Source organism: Streptomyces bullii (assembly GCF_042657145.1).
Lineage (GTDB): Bacteria > Actinomycetota > Actinomycetes > Streptomycetales > Streptomycetaceae > Streptomyces > Streptomyces bullii.
This window is the reverse complement of record NZ_JBHSNY010000021.1, coordinates 20,037-38,837: the sequence shown is the minus strand read 5'-3', so window position 1 is coordinate 38,837 and position 18,801 is coordinate 20,037. Positions and strand designations below refer to the sequence as shown.

The window sequence follows — 18,801 nt, the reverse complement described above, 5'->3', positions numbered from 1 at the left end:
ACCGTGGGCGACGATATCGGATCCCGCGGATCTCATGCCGGTGCTTGAGAAGGGGAAGACGAGGCGTTTACCCCGCTCTGCCACCCGGGGCCGAGGCGGTCGCGGCCGCCTCGGCCCCGGGTGCTCCACCGTCCACCGTGACCAGCAGCCGTCTGCCGACGGCTGGGCCAGCAAGCGACCGCTGACAGCCGCAAACAGCACGTCACCAGCCCTTCAGGACAAAGATCACGCCAGCCTGGCCCAACACCCAACGCCATGAACCAGCGAGCGCGATACTCGGTCTGCCGCGTGACCACACATGATCACGGCATGAGTGGGGGGATACCGCGCTGGAGAATGAGGGGGAGTCGGTGGCCGCGACGGAACGCGAACTACACGAGCAGCACCGGACCATGAACACAGACCTGACCGCTCAGCACGCCCGCGTCAAGGAACTCAACCCCGACGACGCGGAGTTCGACAGCCAGTACACCGCAATGGTGCAAACGCGCACAGGATCTCCTCGCGTTCGAGCAGACGCTGCCGACCCGGCTGGCCGAGCCGCAGCGGCTGCGGAGCGCGAAGATCGTGCGCTGGTCGTGGCGAGGGCAGACCGCAGTGGCCCTCGCGCTCATCACCGTCGTCCTCGCCTTCGACCGTACGGCCTGGTGGCTTCTGCTGCTCATCCCCCACCTGCTGGCCACCCTGCTGGGCTGGACGATCAAGGTGACCATCCAGCAGCACAAGCAACAACGCGGCATCGCTCTCGCTCTGCACGCCCTGTGCCTCCTCGTGATCCTTGTGGCCCTGGGAGTGCTGTCCGCCTGGTGGATCATCGCGGTCCTCATCGGCTGGGCTTTGATCGGCGGGGCCTCTGCCGATTCTCCGCAACAGGGGGCGAAGAAGTGACCGAGGATCTCGACCGCCGCCTCCGGGATACCGAACGCCGCCTCCGCGATCTCGACTATCGAGTCGACGACCTCGACACCGAACACCAGAGCCTGAAGAGCAAGTTCGGCTACACCGAGGACCTCGACTACGAGCTGCGCGACATCCGCAGCGACATATCCGAGTGCGACGACAAGATCGACAAGGTTGACGAGGAACTGGGCGCCCGCATCACAGACACAGAGCAGGCCATCAAACGCCTCACGCAGCACGTGCGGCTGCTCGACGGCCAGCTCAAGGTGTCCGGGGGAGTGCCCGCTGCGGACCTGGATACCTTCACTGCAGACCAGCGCGCCCTCGCCCGCACCATGGAACAGGGCTGGAACGCCCGTAGCCTGCTCCTCGGCGACCATGACCGCCATACCTACCAGGTGCGTGTCCGGCACCACCGGGAAACAGCCGACAGGCACCGGACAGCGCTCGCATCAGTCGTCGACGCCGTCGGCGCCTTCACCTCCAGCCGCTACGGCACCACCGAACATTCCGAAGCCGCGGGTCGGCTCCGCACGGCAATCGCTGACGAGGCAAGACTGCGCCAGGACCTTGCCCGGCAGGCCCCTCACGCCGAGGAGGCCGCGAACGCCCTGGCGGACGACGCCTCGACCCGCGCAGACAAACAGCCGACGATGTCGGCCGGCGACCGCGCTGAAAAGCGCCTCACGATGGCTTTGCGCAGCCGCCTGACCGACGCCATCAGCAGCCGCTCACTACTGCCGGCCTGGTTCGTCACCGTCCTCGGAGCAGCACCGCCCGCCCGAGCAACGGACCAGTGGCTGGAGACCGCCACCCGCGTGCTGCTGTACCGCCTGACCTACGACATCACCGACCAGGTCGTCGCCCTCGGCCCCGAGCCATCGGACGCCGACAGGTATCGCCGCGGCTGGTACGAACAGCTGCGCAAAGACCTACGGCGCTGGTGAACAGTTCCTGCCCCCATGCCCCGAAGGGTGACCATGCTCCGCGACGCCACCCACTCCCAGCTCTCCGGCCACTTCGACCGCTGGATCGGCCCGCTGTGCGGCGTTTGGCCCGATGGCCACGACGACGACTGGTACACCCTCCTCGGCACCGCGCAAGAGCGCCTGCAACCGGTTCTGCAACCATCCGAGGCTGACCCCTACCGACGCGTTGTGCACCTGCTTGCGCGAGCGTCCGCAAGCATCGGAGACCCGAAGAATGCCGCCTCCGCGCTGGAAGCCCTCGGTGCCGCAGAGGCGATCGCCGACCAGGCCCGTACCACGGCCGGCCAGGAGTGACTCGTCGGGCTCCGTTCGGCCAACGCGGCCGCTGCCAGCCACTGCTGGCAGCGAAAACCGGTTACGTCGGCTGGCGGTTGGAAGGTGCGGTGCGAGGCGTAGAGGAGAATGGGCAAGGCACGGAACGCTCGCGGCGCTCGGTGAGGAGAAGAACGGTGGATTTGCAGGCCGGTGTAGGCGTCTAACAGTTCGCTCGCGACCGACAGGACGGTCTTCGGGACGAACACCACCCGGAGGGCCACGACGCGTACGTCCAGTCCTGGCGCGACGCCCACGAGCTCAGCCAGGGGTACGCCACTGCGGTCCAGGCGGGCAACACCGATGAGGCCCGCCGTCTTCTCGACGCGCTCATGACCATGGCCGACCAGTGGAAGAGCCACCCTGACTTCCCCGTCGCAACCCGCGCCGTCCGCGCTGAGTACGAAGCGGACACCACAGCGGAGCGGTGACCGTCAAGTGCTTCTGGTTTCTCATGTCGGGGGCGGTCGTCGTCATGCTGCTCCTCAGGCCCCTCGTGATCCGGCCATCGCATCACTTCGGTGGACAGCGGGGTGGCTGGCCATCCTGCTGGGCTCCGTCGCCGTGATGGCCCTGCTGGGTCTGACAGCACGCCTCACCGCTACGGATGGCCGGCCGACGCTCGTTGACGACCTGGAATGCTGACCCAGCACGGAGCGCGGGAAGAGCCTGCTCGATCAGCTCGTGGTCTTGATCTGAGCGGCCTCTCCCGCACCGGGAGCCCGTCCCGGGCCGCGCGGGCCAAGGGGAGAACGGTGTCCAGGCCAGGGCTCACCGGCATCCCGCACGCCGAAAGGTAGGCCGCGGTCACCGTGGCCGCGAACAGCAGGTTTCGCATCTCCAGGCTCGGGTTTCTCGCCAGCTCGCACAGGAGCGCCGCGGCCTTGTGATGGGGCTTGGGGTAGACCTCGTGGTCAAGGATCTCCGCCCGGTGACGTGCTTCCGCCGCGACCGGGACGCCGTAGTCGACGACCTGGGGATCTCCCGGAATCTGCTGCGCCACTGCCAGGATCCACGCGAGGTCGATGCGGAGGTTCACGCGGCGTCCCTCGGTGCCGTGTCCGCCGGGGCGTCCGGGAGGCCGGGGTACCGATCCTCGCCGACTTCCGCATCGAACACGTCCTTGTACGCGGCCAGGAATGATGAGGCACCGGCCATGAAGGCCGCGCGGGACTGGTTCACGTCGGCCTCGATCAGGTCAGCCACGTACCCCTGCAAGCTCAGGCCCCGGCGCTTGGCCCGGTCCTCGGCGGCTGCTTTGACGTCTTCGTCCAGGCGGATGTTCGTCTGCTTTCCCATACCAGCGCTGTAGCTATGTGCTGGTACCAGTACATAGCAAATGGCGAGGTCGGCTCCGGAGCGGAAGGTGGGATCATTCCGGGGGCAAGTGGGACGGGCGTGCCGGGAGGGGCAACATGATCGACCTTGAAGAGCGCGTGAACCGCGTGTTCAATCCGGACCTGCGTCCTCTCGTCAGCGAGGCATACCGCTGTTACGTGTCCGGCTCGGCCCGCGGTGCGATCGTCCTGACGTGGACAGCTATCTGCGCCGACCTCATCGCCAAGGCCCAGATCCTCCACGAAGAGGGCGAGAGCCACGCGAAGGACCTTGTCGCCGATGTGGAGCGAGCGCAGGGCAGTGCGGAGTCCGAAGCGATTCCGATCATGCTCGCCCTGGAGAAGACGCTGCTCGACACGGCGGAGAAGCTCGAACTGATCGACTTCACCCAGCGCAAGCAACTGGAGCGGATCCGCGACGACCGCCACCTGTGTGCGCACCCGTCCATCCGTCCCCTGGGCGAGCTCTACGAGCCGACGATGGAGTACGCCCGCGCCCACCTCGCGGCCGCGCTGGAAGCCGTGCTCATCCATCCTCCGAGCCAAGGCCGCAAGATCGTCGACAGCTTCCTCAAACACGTCGTGGACCCCGGCTTCGTCTACGACACCGAGTACCTCACCCACACCTTCTTCGACCGCGTCCGCCCCAGTGCCAGAGCCAAGGTCGTCGAGGCCGCGGCCATTCGCCGTCCTCGCGATCGAAGACCCTGCGATCAAGATCAAGCCGGAGAAGTTCGCGGACCGGATGGCCAAGTGCCTGCGCAGCTTCGCCGCACGTGACGCCGACCTCGTTAAGAAGGCCGTCGCCAAGCAGATGGCCCGCCTAGAGACGGCCGAACCCGCCGTCCAACTTCAGGCACTCGGCAGGCTCGGCGACCTCCCCGCCTTCTGGGCCTCCCTGGGCACCCCCGTGCGCAACCTCCTGAACACGAAGATCGAGACGATCGGGAACCGGGCGCCGTACAAAGACATCACCACCGCCGAGGCCAAGGCCCTGGCCCTGGTCGCCCACCCCGAGCTCCGCGCAACGCTGCCCGCGCTCACCGAAGCGTTCTCCAACCTCTGGTACATCCCCCGCGCCGACATCATCGAGCAGCGCCCCGACCCGTACTTCACACCGTTTCTCCCGGCGCTCCTCAAGGACGTGGGCTCCTTCGACCGCGGGCAGGAAGTCGCGGAGAAGGCCGTCCTCCCCTGCGCCGGCTTCCTGTCCCTGCCGGAGCTGGAACAAGTCCTCACGGAGTGGAACGACAACGACCAGTGCTGGGGCCGTGCCATGCCCGGCTACCTCGTCGAGCTCTGCACCCTCACGAGCCACCTCGGCGATGCGCGCAGGAGCCTCTGGGCGCCGATCCTGGACGAGGTCCGGGGCGACGAGCGGATCTTCACTCTTCTCGCCTCCGGCATCGGATCAGCCGAGGCCCCCAGCACCTGACGGCTGGCTGTGTCGAACCCAGAGGACATGATGATCCTCATGACGGACGAAGAGGCCCCTGCGCTGCCCCTGACGGCGGGTGCCGCGCGCCGCCGGCTGACCGTCGCGGTGTGGTGGTCGGCGCTCGCCTGGCCCGCTCGCTCTCGCCCTGACACCGTGCCTTCTGTGGTGGCTCGACATGGGCATTGACGAACTGACCATGGGAGCAGCCGGGGTGATGTCGGCTGCCGTCGCGTGGCCTACTTCGCCTGGCAGGCCGCGCAGTCCGTGCGCGCGGAGCAGCGGACGATCGCAGACAAGGCCCGCGAACTCGACTTCGCCGCCGCCCTGCCGGACAACCACTCCCAGCTGTCCCGCGCAGCACACGACTTCGGCACCGCCCTTCTGTCGGCCTACAGCCCCTTCAACACCTGTCTCCTGCCCCGGCAAGCGGCGGTGACGGCTGCACGCCAAATCTCCCGTGAAGCGGAGGCCAAGGGCCTGAAGCCCGAGACGGTGCAGTTCGTCCACGGACTTGCCCGAATGACGCCGTAGCCGACGGTCGCCGCGGCCTGCCATGAGGGACACCGACGGATTGCGCTGTCCTGGGGACACTTTCTCTAGGTGAAGGGGCCTTCCCGCGTTGTGGTGTGATGTTTCCCGTCGCACATGTACCTCGCGGCATCAGTCTGTGCGGTCTGTTCGTGTCTGGCTGTGGTCGGATCAGCGGAGTATGGAGGCGAGAGCCGCGGTGATGGCGCAAGCGAGGGTCAAGGCTGCGGCGAACACGGCGGCAGCGGTCCGGGTGGCGACGGGGAGGGTGGCTCCGTCCATGCGGGCAAGGATCCCGGCCGCGATGGCGGCCAGCGCCGCCAGGGCCACCACGAGCCCTGTGGAGAGGAGGACGACGGCGATAGTCACGGCAGACTCCCGTAGGCGGGCATGTTGTTGACCTGATCGTTGTCGTCGATTCGATGTACGCCGGGGTCCGAACCGGATGAAGATGAACATCGTCGGACACTCACGTCGGGGGGTAAGGGTGCGGGGCCACCAGGCGACGCCCGAGCAGGCGCTAGCGGAGTTGCGGCGCCAACTCGATGACGGCTTGGCCCTCTCGCGGCTGAGCAAGACGCAACTGGCCACGAAGGCGCAGCTTTCGCGCACCATCGTTTACGAGGCGTTGCGCGCGGAGGGCCCTGTGCCGTCGTCGGAGACGGTGTCGGCGCTGGCGACGGTGCTAAAGCTGCCGGTGGAGGAACTGCTGACACTCCGGCGCTGCGCTGCCACACCCGCGAGTCCGGCGGCGGGAAGGGAGAGAGGCCCTGGCCGGCCGTTGTCCGCTTGGGATCCGCACGACCTGGAGGTGCATCCCGCCGGGCCAGCCGCGGGGGTGCGGGAGCAGCGGGTGCTTCCGGGGTACGTGCCGCGGCAGCACGATCGGGTGCTGGCCGATGCCGTGCGGGGTGTGACCTTGGGGCGCAGTCGGATGCTGGTGCTGGTCGGTACGTCCTCGACGGGCAAGACCCGGGCGTGCTGGGAGGCCGTCCAGCCGCTGGCCGCCCTGGGTTGGAGGCTGTGGCATCCCTTCCAGCCCGGTCGGGCCGAAGCCGCGCTGGAGGATTTGCACCGGGTCACACCGCGAACGGTGGTGTGGCTGAATGAGGCCCAGCATTACATCGGCGATTCCATGTACGGGGAGCGCATCGCGGCCGCCCTGCATGACTTGCTCATCACGCCGGAGCGGGCCCCCGTCCTGGTCCTGGGGACGCTGTGGCCGGGGCACGCCGACCGCTACATGGCCCTTCCCTTGCCGAGCCAAGCGGACCTCCACAGCCGCGCCCGCGAACTGCTCAGCGGACGGCGCGTCCCAGTCCCGGACACCTTCGACAAGTCGGCCCTGGTCGCCGCAAGAGCGCTGGCGAAGGCAGGCGACGCTCTGTTGGCCGATGCCCTGTCCCGTGCTTACGGCCACGGCCGTGTGGCTCAGGACCTGGCCGGGGCACCCGAACTCCTTCGGCGGTACGAAGACGGTTCTCCCGGCGCCAAGGCGGTTCTCGAAGCAGCGATGGATGCCCGGCGCCTGGGAGCCGGACCGTACCTCCCTCAGGCTTTCCTGACCGACGCAGCACTCGACTACCTGACCGAGGCCGACTACCAGCAGCTCAGCGAGGACTGGGCGGAGGCGGCCTACGCCGAACTCGCACACCCGGCCCACGGCAAGCAGGCCCCCCTTCACCGCGTCCGTCAGCGTCCCCCGCGCCACCCACCCGGTAACCCGCCATCGACCGACGCGCTGGCATCGACGTTGGCGGGGCCGGTCTTCCGGCTTGCCGACTACCTCGAACAGCATGGCCGCGCCCTCCGCCGTAGGCAGTGCCCGCCCGCGTCCTTCTGGTACGCCGCCCACACTCACCTCACTAGCCCCGACGATCTAGGCAATCTCGCCGAAGCAGCCCGTCATAGGCACCGTCTTCAATGGGCACACCACCTCCATCAGCGGGCTGCCGATGCTGGGAACCCCGACGCTCTCTACCAGTTGGCCGCAATGCGAGAGAAGGCCGGGGACCGGCAAGGTGCCGAGTCCCTTGCCCAACGGGCCGCCGACGCCGGGAGCCCCGGGATCTTGTTCCGGCTGGCTGAGATCCGGGAGGAGACTGGCGACGAGGAAGGTGCCGAGGCACTTTTGCTGCGGGCCGCCGACGCCGGTGTCATCTTTGCCCTATATCGGCTGATCGCGCGGCGGATTGCGGATGAAGACCGGGGAGGTGCCGAGGCACTGTTGCTGCGGGCTGTCGACGCCGGCGAATCCCCCGCCTTGTGCGTGCTGGCCGTGATGCGGGATGCGGACTGGGACTGGGAGAGAGCCAACGTTCTGCTGCCCCTTGACCGTGACATCGATGCCTTAAATCGGCTGATAGGGAGGCGTGAGGAGGCTGGGGATCAGGAGGGCGCCAAGGCCCTTGCCCGGGTAGCCGCCGAGGCCGGTGACGCCCGGCGGGTGTGGTTGCCAGACGAGACCCTCGCCCGGTTGGCCGCGGACTACGCCGGTGCCACCAGCACCCGGTTTTGGCCGGTCGCGTTGCGAGTGAAGGCTGGGGACCGAGAAGGTGTTGAGGCCCTTGCACAACAGGCCGCCGAGGCCGGCGACTCCGCCACGTTGGGCTCGCTGGCAATGATGCTGGAGGAGGCTGAGGACCGGCAGGGTACGGAGGCCCTATTGCGACTAGTTTGTGACGTTGGCGCCGACTTTGATTGCGTTACACGCCGGCCGCTGGGACAGACGCTTGCGAGGATGTGGCCCCATGGGCTGGATCCGGACGGCACACCGACCGCCCCTTGGCAATAGACGCTTTCCCTCACCACTCTGGGCGACAGGCTGCAGCGCCAGTCATTTCGTCACCGCCCGCAGGCGTATTTCGTCGGTGCCCCCATGAGACGCAGAGGTGCGCTGCCGCGGTGAAAGGGGAGCGGAACCGGGCCCTGCCGGGACGGCCGCGTCCGCCGACTACGGTGATCACCATGACACTGGGGGACATGCTGCAACGTCACGCCGGGCAGGCCGTGGTGGCAACGGCGATCATCACCGAGGCCGTCATGACGCAGCTGCGCGGACCGGCGGCCGGGATCGCCGTCGGCGTCGCGGCGGCGGCCGGCGGACTGTGGGCGGCACAGGGCCGCGCCCGGCAGAAGTCGGCAGTCTCCATGGGGGCAGCGGCCCAGGCACTGACCTGGCAGCCCCACGCGGGCCGTAGGCCCCGCCCCTCCGAGGGCGACACGTACCGCCACCTCGCGGCCAGGATGCGGCAGACCACCGAACACGTACGGCGCACCACCACCGAGCGCGGATTGGAGAAGGTCAGCCTGGCCACCTTCGACGAGACCGGCAGCTGGGCCGACGCCCGCTCCACCGGCCACGGCCGCCGGGGACACGTCTGGCTCGGCATGCGGTGGCTCCACCCCCGTCACACCACCCACCTTCCCGCGGTTCTGGAGCACGAGCTCGCCCACCTCCAGCGCCGCGACACCGGCAAGCGCATCGCCGCCGAGTCCACCGCCGTGGCGACAGCCGGCCTGGCCGCCGGCTTCCTGCCTTTGCCCTGATGGCGATTCTTGAAATCGGCCGAGGATGCTCCTCACCTCACTCGCTCCGCTATTCAAAGATGTGGGGAGCTTCAGCGAGCGTCGTGCCTGGTCCTCGGCCGGCGCCCGCTAATGGAGGTGCGGGCCGGGTCGAGCCGTCACGGACGACTGCGGCGCCCACTGCGAAGGGGGTCGCCCATCCTGGACGGCTCGCCCCGCTCCTGGACGGGTGGCATCGGACAGCCTCTCCAGTGTGGCGTCCGGCCCGGGCCCGACGTACGTTGCCGCCCGCTGCGACGAAGGCTTCGGCTGCCGGGGAAAGGGCAACGTCGACTATGCGGCTCGATAGAGGCCGCGTTTTACTCGCACAACCTTCCCCATCTTCAGGAGCCCATCGAGATACACGGAGGCGCCGTCTGGCTTGAGGATCGAACCCGCCGCAGTCACGGCGTCCGCGATCTGCCCCAGCGTCATGGGTTCTGAGGACTGGGCGAGGGCAGCAACGATGGCTTCCGCCTTCGTCATCCCTTGGATGTTCAGCTCCGGGGCCTTGACGATCAGCCCCTCCAGCGTCGCCTCCTTGGCCCGCAGGGCCGCGATTTGAGCTTCGAGCCGCTGAGATTCGAGCTCGGCCGCGGCCAGCTCAATCCTCACCTGCTTCAGGTCATCCTCGAGTGGGTTCACACACGCAACCCTACAGGAATCTAAGAATCATCCTAGGCTTCTAGGGTTATTTCTTAGAGTTTGCTAGATGGTTGGTCGAGGTGGCGCCAAGGCTCTGCCAGTCCCTTCGGTAGTAGTTGAGTGACGTCCCGTCCCAGGTCAGATGCCGTATGAGTGGGGAGACACATCGAGCAGGTATGGGTCACCCCCGAGCAGGGTTGGGGATTTTCGTGGAGCGCCATCAGCCCGCCTTCGTCATGACCGCAGCGGCCGCCTGGATGCTGAACACCCTGTTCTTCTGGTGGGGCGAACTCGCCTGCGACCTCGCGGCCGTCCGCGCCTGCGGCCGGACCGCGGTGGCCGACATGTGGCGCGAGGACCTCGAGCGAGAGCGCGCCCGCTCCCTCCTGCCCCGGATCTGGGTGACGGCCCGAAGCGTGCGCACCCATCCACCCATGCGCCTACGGATTCTGTGGGCCGAACATGTCCCGCAGCCCGACGGACTCGGCCAGGATCCGCACCCGCTGCACACGGCGGCGGCCAGCTGACCTGGCATCCTCGTCTTCGCAGCGTCCCGCTCTGCGCCCAGACCGGGTTTGCCCCGCCCCGACCCGCGATCCGATTCCCCGATATGTGCAAGGCCAGTTGGCGCGGTATGTTGAGCAGCAGTCCCCTGGACGCCGCGTCCCCCCGTGCGCTGCGTCCGGGGGCATACTCCGCCGGTCCGGCCTGATCATCGGCCGCCGCCCGTCCCGCAACGACGTTCCGCGCGGTGCCGCCCAGGCCCGGCCGGGCGGGAAGATCTTGCTCACGCTGTCGGGCAGGCTCTACGGGTACGCGGGGGTGCTGCTGACGGTGGCCGAGGACGGCACCTCCAAGTGGCAGCTGCTGCCCGGCACGGTGTCCTTCAGGTCTTTGGAGGAGATACGCCCGAAGGGCGCCCCCGCGGGGGCGCCCTTCGGGCGTATCTCCTCCAAAGACCAAGAGCCTGTGGTTGGGACACATCCCTCGGCTAGTGAATACGCAGAGTGATGAACGAGAAGAGGACACTTCCCTTGCCCGCTGCCGCCTAATCGGCCCCGGTGTCCTATCTCTGACCCACGGTGCAACGTAGCGTCCAGGCGCTGACCGTGCCGCACAACCAACACGACGACCCCTCGATGTACGAGGACGACTTCGACTCCAGCCAGCACGTCCCCATCGAGGTGCCCGTCGGTCCGTGGGAGTGCCTCGATCGGGCCTGCGAGCAGTATGAAGCGCCCGACGGAAGCAACCGCCCGACGTGACCTACTGCTCTCACGTCACCGTGCTGGTCCTCTGCTCCGCATGCTCCGGCGCCAGCGCCAACCAGGCCATCAAGAGTGATCGGCAGGCCGACGTCACGCAGACCCCAGCGTTCGGGAGGAGTCCGGGCGGGCTTCCCGCCGAGTGCGGCGCCGGGGGCTAACCCTCGGCTGCCTTGCGCCGGCGTATCCACCACACCAGGGCCGCACCGGCGGCTATGACCGCGGCGGCAATGCCGGTGATCAGGCCGACGGGGAGGTCGGAGCCGGTGTCGGCAATGTCGCCGTCCGATTCCTGCGGGTCGTGGCTGGGCTCGGTGCCGCCAGGCGTGGATGTGGTGGGGGCCGGGGCCGGGGCATCCGTCGGTGTCGGCGTGGGCCTCGGCTCGTCGTCTTTGCCGTCGGTCGCGCCGTAGTTGTTTCCGCCAAGGTAGCCGGTGCCCGGGTCACCGTCGTACTGGACGACCGACTTCGACGACTGTCGCGCGGTGTCCGGCAGATCAGGGTGATCGGCCTGGAACTCGGTCTTGGAGATGTTGTCCGGCTTCGGCTGCTTAGAGAAGTCCACGCCGCCGGTGGCGAACTCGAACTCGAGGACGGCGCCGTCCTGCTCGTACTTTCGCTTGAAGTGGAAGTCATACTCCTTGTACGACTTCAGGTAGTCGGCGTAGATCTTGTTCCTGTCCCACTTGGTGCGCGAGGGCCACGCCGTGGCGTCGTCGGAGCCAATGATCAAATGGAAGTCGCCGGGCCGCTTCACGTCCTTCTGCTTGATCCACTCGGCCGCGATGCGGGAGGTGTAGACGCTGCGGAGGTCGGCGTACGCGGGAGCCGTGTTGACGGTCTTCTCGAGTTCCAGGATCGCGATCTCCTGGATCTTCCGGAAGTTGTGGTCCTGGACCTCCTTGGGCTGCTCGCACTTCCCGGAATCGCTGGTCTTCAGCTTCTCGGCCATGACGTCCATCGGAGCGTCGAGGATGTAGAGCCTCCCGTCCTCTTCGCGGACCTTGGCTGGGTAGGGCTCGATGAAGTACCGGAAGGTGTCCCAGCAGGGTGCGCCGTTGACGTGCCGGAAAGAGTCCCACAGCCTGTTACCGACGGGGTTGTCGGGAACCATGATCTTGGCGAGGTCGTGCTTCATTTGGAGATCGGCTTCTAGCAGCACTCTGCCGGCGTCGGTCTTGGCCAATTTGTCGTCGGTGACCTGGTCGGGCTGGTCGGGGTTGAGATTGACCCAGAACCGGTTGGGATGCAGCGCGAGCCACGTGAACATGGCATCGGACGAGAGGTCGATCTTCTCGCCGCCGCCCCACGAGGGGTTGTTGTCCTCGTCCTCGTTCAGCTTGGCCTTGAACCCGTAGTCCATGCCCTTGCCCTTGACGGGCTCGGTGATGTAGCGCAGCTCCATCGTGGAGAAGTCGATCCCGCCGGGTCCGCGCACCCGGTTGATCGCGCCCGGGGCTTTCGCGCGGGCCTGCGCGCGGCGCTGGGCTTCTTCCTTGCTCCTGCCGGAGCCGCGGGCCATGTCGTTGGCGGCACCGCGGGAGGACCGCCCCCGACAAGGCTGTGCCTGTGCTGCTACCTTCACGGAATTGAGCTGTACTGCAGGGCAGTTGTTCCTGGGGCCGTTAAACGCGCTGTCTTCCCGTGTGTGGACACCGGGGGTGAAGCGCCCGCTCTCCACAGCACGGTGCTGGTACCAGTTCATCCCGTACTGGCGCAGCAGCCTCTGCGTGGGCTGGGTGGGCTCGCGGCCGAAGACGTAAACGACGCGGTAGCCGCGCTTGGCCATTGCCCTGTCGATGAGGACCTGGTTCCTGCTGATTTCGCGGCCCGACTTGAACTCGTAGATGATCTTTTGGCCGCGGCTGTTGCGGTAGGCGTCGAACCGGCGGTCCTCCTTGAGGACCTTCTTCGCCTCTTCCCGGCCCTTCTGCTCTCCATGTTCGGCGATCATCTCCTGAGTGATCTCTTCGACGATCTCGGCCCAGATCTCAGGTAACTCCTCACGAAGACTGTACTGGCAGTACCAGTCACGGCCGCCGAGCTTGAAGTACTGTGCGTTCTCACGCTCGTAGGCGACACCGCGGCGGCTGTTGCCTTCGCCGTTGACGTACAGCGTGTTCACGTACTCGTTGAACGAGCCCGGGTAGCGGTCCTTGACTGGTTTGCGCTGGTTCTGCTTCCAATACGCCCAGGCGTGCTCGGGCGTGGCGTTGTCGTACAGGTCGGGGTTGGGCTTGACCTGGTCGAAGGCCCTCTTCGCCGCCCCGCTTTCAGGGATTTCGAGGCCGGACAGGGCTTTGCGCGGGTTGTCGTAGGTGTAAGTGCGCTTGGTGTCGCCCCTGGTACGCCACTGGTACTTGCCGGGCGCCCTGAAGCCGGGCAGGCTCCCGAGGCGCGGTGCCCGGTTGGGTGTGCCGTACATGTCGGTGCATCGCTTGGGGGCGGCTTCGGCGTCCTGGACGTTGTCCAGGACGGGGAGTCCGCCGGTGAGGATGCCCACGCTCAACGCGAGGATGCCTGAGCGGCCGAACCAGTTTGAGCGCCGTGGTTGGGCGTGGCTCATATCTGCTGTGTCCCTTTGGTCGGGGGGCACGGGAGCAGGTGGTGCGGGCAAGGGTCATCGCCCCCGTAGAGATGACCTCGTGCATGACAAACCGTAGGATCGCGGTGTACCACAAGTCACGGTGCGGCTCGCTGATGATGCGCGATCGCAACTTGCCGTCGTGGTAAGCGAGTTGCCCCGTTCGGTTCGCGGGTCCGGTCTAGAGTGCGCGCCATGCCTGAGAACACGATGGATGCAACGGTCGATGGTGAGGATCTGGTGCGGTGGATCAGCGACGTGCCCGCCCTGGTGATGCGCCTGGACACCTGGCACACCCCCGAGCACTTCCGCACGGACCTGTCCGTGGACTCCCTTCAGCTGCTGGAGGAGGCCATTGTCTTCACCTACGCGCCGGAAGAGACAGACGATTCCCAAGACTGGCTCCAGGGGGCGATGGCCTATCTGGGCGAAGCACTGATGCACATCGGCGGCGGCCGGTGGGGATGGAGCAGGGCAGGACATCCGGTCGTACTGCCGGATACGGAGCTGGGCATGGACCCGCTGGACCCGCTGAACCTGATCAATGCCGCGCATGAGCGAAGCGACGTGGGGGTGTTCGAGGAAGCGGCCGGTCGATTGCGGGCCGCGGTCGCCGCCCGCCGCGAGAAGGATCCCGTGTGGAAGCCGACGAAGGAGGCCACACCTGGACTAGATCCGTGGGAGCCGGAGGAGCCGCATCCGTGGCTGGTGCGGTGGCTTGGCGTCCGCAAAGCCGGTTTCGATGCCTGGGCTGCCGAGACCGGAAGCAGCACGACGGTGTGGGACTTCACACCTGGGTCGCTGGATCTGCTGGGAAGGCTGGTGATCGAGCGCTATGAGACGCGAGAGAACCTCCAGACACGCGAGGACGACTCCTTCGTACAGGGAGCGATCTGGTACGTCGGGGAAATCGCCGTGCGGCACCGCGCGGGCGTGTGGGAGTACCGTGAGCCTGGCGCGGGGACATCGCCGGACGACCCGTACTCGGGGAAGCCCTTCGTGAATCAGCCGACGGTGCGTGACGGGGGTGCTGATGTCCCTATGGACGCAGTGAAGGTGACGCTGGATGAGGGGGACGAGACGGTCCTGCGGGAGCGGCTGGACTGGTACAAGGACCCCGGGGAAGCCGAGGACGCGCCGGTCATCTACCGGTACGGCTGATGGGCCCGCCAATGCCGCAGCGGTTTCGCCCGTAAGGCGACCACTCTTGCCGCACGCCCGCCCCTTTGGCCTCGATCACTCGATCAGACCAACGACGGCGCCCAGGGCAGGGAAACGGGGCCCGTCCAACTACCCGCGACCTACCTTTGCGGCTGGTGTCTGAGCTAGGACACCAGGGCCAAGATGCCCGGATTTACTGCAGTTCCGTTCCGGCTGTATTCCGGTTGGCCGCCATCTCGCCTGAACGGTTCAGAGACCATTCGCAGGAAGGCGTAGCGCGCTGTCGTACGGGCCGGGCGGGATGTGCAGGGTGGCGGTGTCGTAGTCGCCGAAGCGGAGGACGTTGTCCCTGCGGTGCGGGCTGAGCGCGGCGACGTCGTCAGGGTTCACCTCCCGGCCTTGGGCGGCCATCTGGCGCAGTGTGTCGGTCATGTCGACGGTGGTGGAGAAGATGATGCTGTTGGCCATCAGGTCGAGGAACTTGACGGCCTTCTCCTGGAGTTCGGGGTCACGGGAGCGCAGGTAGCCGTCCCGCCGAAGTGCAGCCATTTCGTGTACCCGTTGTATGCCTCGGCCTTGTTCGTCGCCCTGGTGATCTGCTCCCGCAGTTGCGGGTCCGAGAGGTAGCGGAGCAGGACGATTGTCCGGACAGCGCGGCCGACCTCCCGGAAGACCCGGTAGATCTGGTTTTTGCGGGAGTGGTTGTTCAGGCGCCGCAGGAGGGTGACGGAGGACACGGTGCCTTCGCGTACCGACAGGCCGACTTGCATGAGGTCGTTGAAACCGCTTTCGATGAGCTGCCAGTCGATGCAGGTACGCGGATCGGCGGAGAACAGCGCGTCGATATGCCAGTAGCGCACCTGGGGATCGGGGCGGTGGAAGGTGAGGTCCTGGAAGTTCCGGATCCGCGGCAGCAGGTCGATGCCGAGCAGGTGGGCGAGCCCGAAGACCGGGAAGGACTGGCCCTGGGTGTCGGCGTGTACGGTGTCCGGCCTGACCTCAGACTCGTTCGCAAGGAGCGAGTCGATGAGGTAGACGGCCTCCCACACCCCGCACGGGATGAACCGTGAGAAGAGCGCAACGTAGGTGTCGGAGACGAGATGGTGGGCGATCCCGCCGTAGCCGCCGTAGCGGATCGAGGTCTCGGCGAGGAGGTTGTCAATGACGGTGTCCATCATGGTGCCGTCCACCGCCGCCACCGACCCATCACCCCACACCGCCGTCAGGTCCAGGCCGGCGTGGGTGTTGACAACGTCGGCCCCGCACCGGTTGAGAACCGGGATGGTGAAGTGGCGCTTCGCGATCGCGCCGAGCTCGTGCGCGGCCACGCTGCCCCGCATGTGGCGCACCGCCTGGGCAGGGCCGAGCCCGGAACCGTAGACGAACGCGGTGGTCACGTAGCGCGGCAAGGGCTCTTTCAGCTTCGGCTCGCTGCCCGAGCGCGGGCCGGGCCGTTTCCACCAGTCCGTCCAGTGCGCCGCCCGCGCCAGATGTTCCAGCACACTGCGGACGGGAAGCCGCTCGGAGAGAGCTTCTTCCAGCTTCCCCGCGGAGGCGGTGCGCTCGCCTGCTCTGCGTACGGCAAGGGAGGGGACGCCGGTGACCGGGTCGATGGTGAGGTCCTTGTTGTCCGGATACCCGGCGTCCACGGTTTCGGCGATCATGGTGAGCCGCTCGCGCAGCCGAACGGTGAACTCGCTCGCGGTGGCCGCGAAGCCCGCCTGCTCGCAGAAGCCGGCGAGCTTGGGCTCGCACTGCTCCCAAGGCAGGAGCATGCGGGTCCAGTCACCGTAGTCCTCCGCGCCGATCACGGCGACATCACCGCAGCGCAGCTCCTCCACGAGACAGGCGAACACCATTGCCTCGAAATGGCGGCGGACCAGCATCCCCGGCTGTTCACGGGAGTAGACAGTCTTCAGCCACATCTTCGGCGCGAACGACAGGTCCAGCCGTACCGGCTCCCCGTTCTCGTCCTTGCGGGTGGAATGCGTGTCCGCCACGAGGGGCCGGGTGAGGTGCTGGTGAGCGAGGACGTGCTCCAGCGCGTCCAGCACGCTGCGGTCGGTCGAGGTCGCGGTGAACGACAGACGGCGGGCGATCTTGAACATGGTCGGCCGGTCCGGCTTGAAGAAGCGCTCTACCAGCGCCGTGTAGTTACTGCCCCGGTAGGCGTCCAGGGCCTCCAGCTCCGCCAGCTGGGCCTCGAACCCGCCCGCCGTCTCGATCGCAGCCCGGGCGTTCTTCAGCGCCAGCAGATCATCCAGCGACGCCTCCCCCTCCCACGCGCCGGGAGCGGCCTCGCCGCTGCCGCGCAGGGCGGTCAGCACGTCCCGGAAAGTGGCCAGGAGCCGCTCGGTAGTCTCCTTCTGCTGCTTCTCGATCTCCAGCAGCTCTTCCTGGGCCCGCTTGAGGTGCCGGGACATGCGCTTGGAGAGCATGACCACGGTCTCGTCCCGCACCGCCGCCTGCACCTGCGCCAGCAGGCACACGGTCATCGCGGTGCGGCGGGGCTCGGCGATGTCCTTCATCTCGCCCACCGACAGCACTCTCGCCTGCTCTGCCAGCGCGGCCACCTTCGCCGGCGGTGTCTTCCCCACCCAGAAGACGGCATCCCCCAGACCGTCCACCCTCTCCATCCGCTCCGCATGCGCCCTAAACCGTGACCACGTCGCCCGCCGGGCGGGCTGCTTGATCCACGCGAACAGGCTCTGGTACTCGCCCTCGACGACCTCCAGCATGCCCGCGACCGCTGCCGCGCCGCGTCACTCATGCGCGCGACGATCGCCTCGCACTGTGAGGCTTCCACCTCGGAGCGGATACGGGCAGCCATCCGGTCCAGGGTGGAGAACGCCGGCAGCCCAGCCGCTCCTTCTGCCGGACCAGCTCCTCCAGCGCCACGTTCACCAGGTCCGCGGTATGCGCCTTCACCGGCGCCGCCGCCTGCATCGCGGCTTCCGCGACCGCGCGGGCCTCGCCCGGCTTGTGCTTCAGCTCCAGACGGTCACGTACGGCGGAACGGTAGCGTTCCTCGCTCCTTTCGGAATCGGCCTCTGGCACCGTCCCCGCAGAGAGCCCCACCTGATCGCGCACGTGGGCCACGACCACCTCGGGTATCTCCCTAATCTTGGGGACGGCCCAGCCGTGATGCGAACTTCAGCATCACCAGCAGTGCCAGGACCCTGCCCGGGCGGTCACGCGTACGCTCACGTGCCCACGCCACCTCCTCCGCCGACGGCGTGAAGAACTCCCGCAACTCCCTTTCCGAGATCAGCCTCTTGAACCTCGGATACGCCGTCCGCTCCAGCGACGCCACACCAACCGCCCCACGCCCGACCGACTGACAGCGGCCACCATAAACAGCGACGATCCCGGGAGCGGGGCCAGGGCCAGATCACGGAGCGTAGCCACACTCACCGTATTCGAGCGTCACGCTCTGCCATGAAGTGGCGGCTTTTACGCGCATCTCCTCCGCCCACCCTTCAGCGCCGGCGTCCGGCAACCCCGCACACTGGACCGGAGAAGTACCGGACCACACGGCACAGCCCCGAGCGGATCACCGCCGCCGAGGACGTGTTCCACCTGCGGTTCCTCGCCCGGAGTCGGTGCCCGAAGCGCAGATGACCACCGTCGGCGAGGTGGTGCACCTGGTCGATGTCGTCACCTGCTCCGCCGCCACCCTCACCCACGACGGACAGCTGGGCCGTACGCGAGGACAGGCCGGTGAACCTCTCGGCGTGGATCGAGCGCGTCCTGTGCGCCCACATGACGCTCATGATGCCGACCGGTCTGTGACCGCCAGGTAGGCGGAACCCCTTCGCCGGGCTCGGGGTACGGCGCCAGCAGGTCGCCGAGCCGGGCGACATCGTCGCCGCCATTCTCGACGGCGAAGCGACCGTGAAGAGGTTCCAGCGCGACGCGGCCGGCCACGTCTGGCTCGTCGCGCACAACCCCAGGTTCCAGCCGCTCGCGGCCGACGACGCGGTCATCCTGGGCAAGGTCGTCGCCGTGATGCGCGCCATCTATTCGCCGCAGCCCTGGCCGCCGCCGAGTAGCGCCTTGCCCGTGCTGCCGACGC

The 18,801-nt window shown here is 67.5% G+C and carries 17 protein-coding genes and 3 pseudogenes; 12 read left to right on the top strand and 8 right to left on the bottom strand.

The genetic code is table 11. From position 1 onward, the window contains the following. Nucleotides 1-597 precede the first annotated feature (597 nt). From ACFPZJ_RS37990 to ACFPZJ_RS37980, 3 genes are read left to right on the top strand one after another with little or no spacing between them, the layout of a single operon-like run. Nucleotides 598-888, top strand: a complete 291-nt coding sequence (locus ACFPZJ_RS37990) for a hypothetical protein (RefSeq protein WP_381031398.1) — start codon at nt 598-600, stop codon at nt 886-888. After that, nucleotides 885-1,847: a hypothetical protein gene (locus ACFPZJ_RS37985; protein WP_381031396.1), complete on the top strand. Its 963-nt coding sequence runs from the start codon at nt 885-887 to the stop codon at nt 1,845-1,847. Before ACFPZJ_RS37990 ends, ACFPZJ_RS37985 begins: the two co-directional genes overlap by 4 nt. A 33-nt stretch (nt 1,848-1,880) precedes the next feature. After that, nucleotides 1,881-2,183 carry a hypothetical protein gene (locus ACFPZJ_RS37980; RefSeq protein ID WP_381031395.1) on the top strand — a complete coding sequence of 101 codons (303 nt, stop codon included), beginning with the start codon at nt 1,881-1,883 and terminating at the stop codon, nt 2,181-2,183. 619 nt (nt 2,184-2,802) lie between these two features. Here ACFPZJ_RS37980 and ACFPZJ_RS37975 read toward each other — a convergent pair. Further along, nucleotides 2,803-3,240, bottom strand: a complete 438-nt coding sequence (locus tag ACFPZJ_RS37975) for a hypothetical protein (protein ID WP_381031393.1) — start codon at nt 3,238-3,240, stop codon at nt 2,803-2,805. After that, complete coding sequence (locus ACFPZJ_RS37970; RefSeq protein WP_381031392.1) at nt 3,237-3,500, bottom strand: hypothetical protein; 264 nt, start codon at nt 3,498-3,500, stop codon at nt 3,237-3,239. The genes ACFPZJ_RS37975 and ACFPZJ_RS37970 overlap by 4 nt, the downstream gene beginning before the upstream one ends. Nucleotides 3,501-3,616: 116 nt before the next feature. Here ACFPZJ_RS37970 and ACFPZJ_RS37965 point away from each other — a divergent pair, with 116 nt between their 5' ends. The 3 genes from ACFPZJ_RS37965 to ACFPZJ_RS37955 all read left to right on the top strand — a co-directional run bounded on the left by ACFPZJ_RS37965 (nt 3,617) and on the right by ACFPZJ_RS37955 (nt 5,507). Next, the gene (locus ACFPZJ_RS37965; protein ID WP_381031390.1) at nt 3,617-4,318 is read left to right on the top strand and encodes a hypothetical protein; all 702 of its coding nucleotides are present in this window, start codon (nt 3,617-3,619) and stop codon (nt 4,316-4,318) included. Beyond that, nucleotides 4,284-4,973: a hypothetical protein gene (locus tag ACFPZJ_RS37960; RefSeq protein ID WP_381031388.1), complete on the top strand. Its 690-nt coding sequence runs from the start codon at nt 4,284-4,286 to the stop codon at nt 4,971-4,973. Before ACFPZJ_RS37965 ends, ACFPZJ_RS37960 begins: the two co-directional genes overlap by 35 nt. Before the next feature lie 234 nt (nt 4,974-5,207). Then, nucleotides 5,208-5,507 (top strand): hypothetical protein, encoded by a 300-nt coding sequence (locus ACFPZJ_RS37955; protein WP_381031387.1) that lies wholly within the window; start codon nt 5,208-5,210, stop codon nt 5,505-5,507. A gap of 168 nt (nt 5,508-5,675) precedes the next feature. Here ACFPZJ_RS37955 and ACFPZJ_RS37950 read toward each other — a convergent pair whose 3' ends face one another. Continuing rightward, nucleotides 5,676-5,873 (bottom strand): hypothetical protein, encoded by a 198-nt coding sequence (locus ACFPZJ_RS37950; protein WP_381031385.1) that lies wholly within the window; start codon nt 5,871-5,873, stop codon nt 5,676-5,678. A 76-nt stretch (nt 5,874-5,949) separates the two neighbouring features. Here ACFPZJ_RS37950 and ACFPZJ_RS37945 point away from each other — a divergent pair, with 76 nt between their 5' ends. Next, nucleotides 5,950-8,298, top strand: a complete 2,349-nt coding sequence (locus ACFPZJ_RS37945) for an SEL1-like repeat protein (protein WP_381031383.1) — start codon at nt 5,950-5,952, stop codon at nt 8,296-8,298. A 173-nt stretch (nt 8,299-8,471) separates the two neighbouring features. Next, nucleotides 8,472-9,053 (top strand): hypothetical protein, encoded by a 582-nt coding sequence (locus ACFPZJ_RS37940; protein ID WP_381031381.1) that lies wholly within the window; start codon nt 8,472-8,474, stop codon nt 9,051-9,053. 312 nt (nt 9,054-9,365) lie between these two features. Here the strand turns inward: ACFPZJ_RS37940 and ACFPZJ_RS37935 are convergent, their stop codons facing one another. Continuing rightward, complete coding sequence (locus ACFPZJ_RS37935) at nt 9,366-9,716, bottom strand: hypothetical protein (protein WP_381031379.1); 351 nt, start codon at nt 9,714-9,716, stop codon at nt 9,366-9,368. Between the two features lie 209 nt (nt 9,717-9,925). On the opposite strand from ACFPZJ_RS37935, the gene ACFPZJ_RS37930 reads away from it, so the two are divergent. Together ACFPZJ_RS37930 and ACFPZJ_RS37925 are read left to right on the top strand one after the other, a co-directional pair. After that, the gene (locus ACFPZJ_RS37930) at nt 9,926-10,243 is read left to right on the top strand and encodes a hypothetical protein (RefSeq protein ID WP_381031377.1); all 318 of its coding nucleotides are present in this window, start codon (nt 9,926-9,928) and stop codon (nt 10,241-10,243) included. 582 nt (nt 10,244-10,825) lie between these two features. Continuing rightward, nucleotides 10,826-10,981: a hypothetical protein gene (locus ACFPZJ_RS37925; RefSeq protein ID WP_381031376.1), complete on the top strand. Its 156-nt coding sequence runs from the start codon at nt 10,826-10,828 to the stop codon at nt 10,979-10,981. 157 nt (nt 10,982-11,138) lie between these two features. Here the strand turns inward: ACFPZJ_RS37925 and ACFPZJ_RS37920 are convergent, their stop codons facing one another. Further along, nucleotides 11,139-13,484, bottom strand: a complete 2,346-nt coding sequence (locus ACFPZJ_RS37920) for a hypothetical protein (RefSeq protein ID WP_381031374.1) — start codon at nt 13,482-13,484, stop codon at nt 11,139-11,141. A 276-nt stretch (nt 13,485-13,760) separates the two neighbouring features. On the opposite strand from ACFPZJ_RS37920, the gene ACFPZJ_RS37915 reads away from it, so the two are divergent. After that, the gene (locus ACFPZJ_RS37915; RefSeq protein WP_381031372.1) at nt 13,761-14,726 is read left to right on the top strand and encodes a hypothetical protein; all 966 of its coding nucleotides are present in this window, start codon (nt 13,761-13,763) and stop codon (nt 14,724-14,726) included. A gap of 249 nt (nt 14,727-14,975) precedes the next feature. Here ACFPZJ_RS37915 and ACFPZJ_RS37910 read toward each other — a convergent pair. The 3 genes and pseudogenes from ACFPZJ_RS37910 to ACFPZJ_RS37900 all read right to left on the bottom strand — a co-directional run bounded on the left by ACFPZJ_RS37910 (nt 14,976) and on the right by ACFPZJ_RS37900 (nt 18,490). Beyond that, nucleotides 14,976-16,390: pseudogene (locus ACFPZJ_RS37910) on the bottom strand (transposase). A gap of 1,102 nt (nt 16,391-17,492) precedes the next feature. Then, nucleotides 17,493-18,039: pseudogene (locus ACFPZJ_RS37905) on the bottom strand (DUF4158 domain-containing protein). 166 nt (nt 18,040-18,205) lie between these two features. Further along, nucleotides 18,206-18,490 carry a hypothetical protein gene (locus ACFPZJ_RS37900; RefSeq protein ID WP_381031370.1) on the bottom strand — a complete coding sequence of 95 codons (285 nt, stop codon included), beginning with the start codon at nt 18,488-18,490 and terminating at the stop codon, nt 18,206-18,208. A gap of 64 nt (nt 18,491-18,554) precedes the next feature. On the opposite strand from ACFPZJ_RS37900, the pseudogene ACFPZJ_RS37895 reads away from it, so the two are divergent. After that, nucleotides 18,555-18,746, top strand: a pseudogene (locus ACFPZJ_RS37895) (LexA family protein); the annotation flags it as partial. Nucleotides 18,747-18,801: the final 55 nt, after the last annotated feature.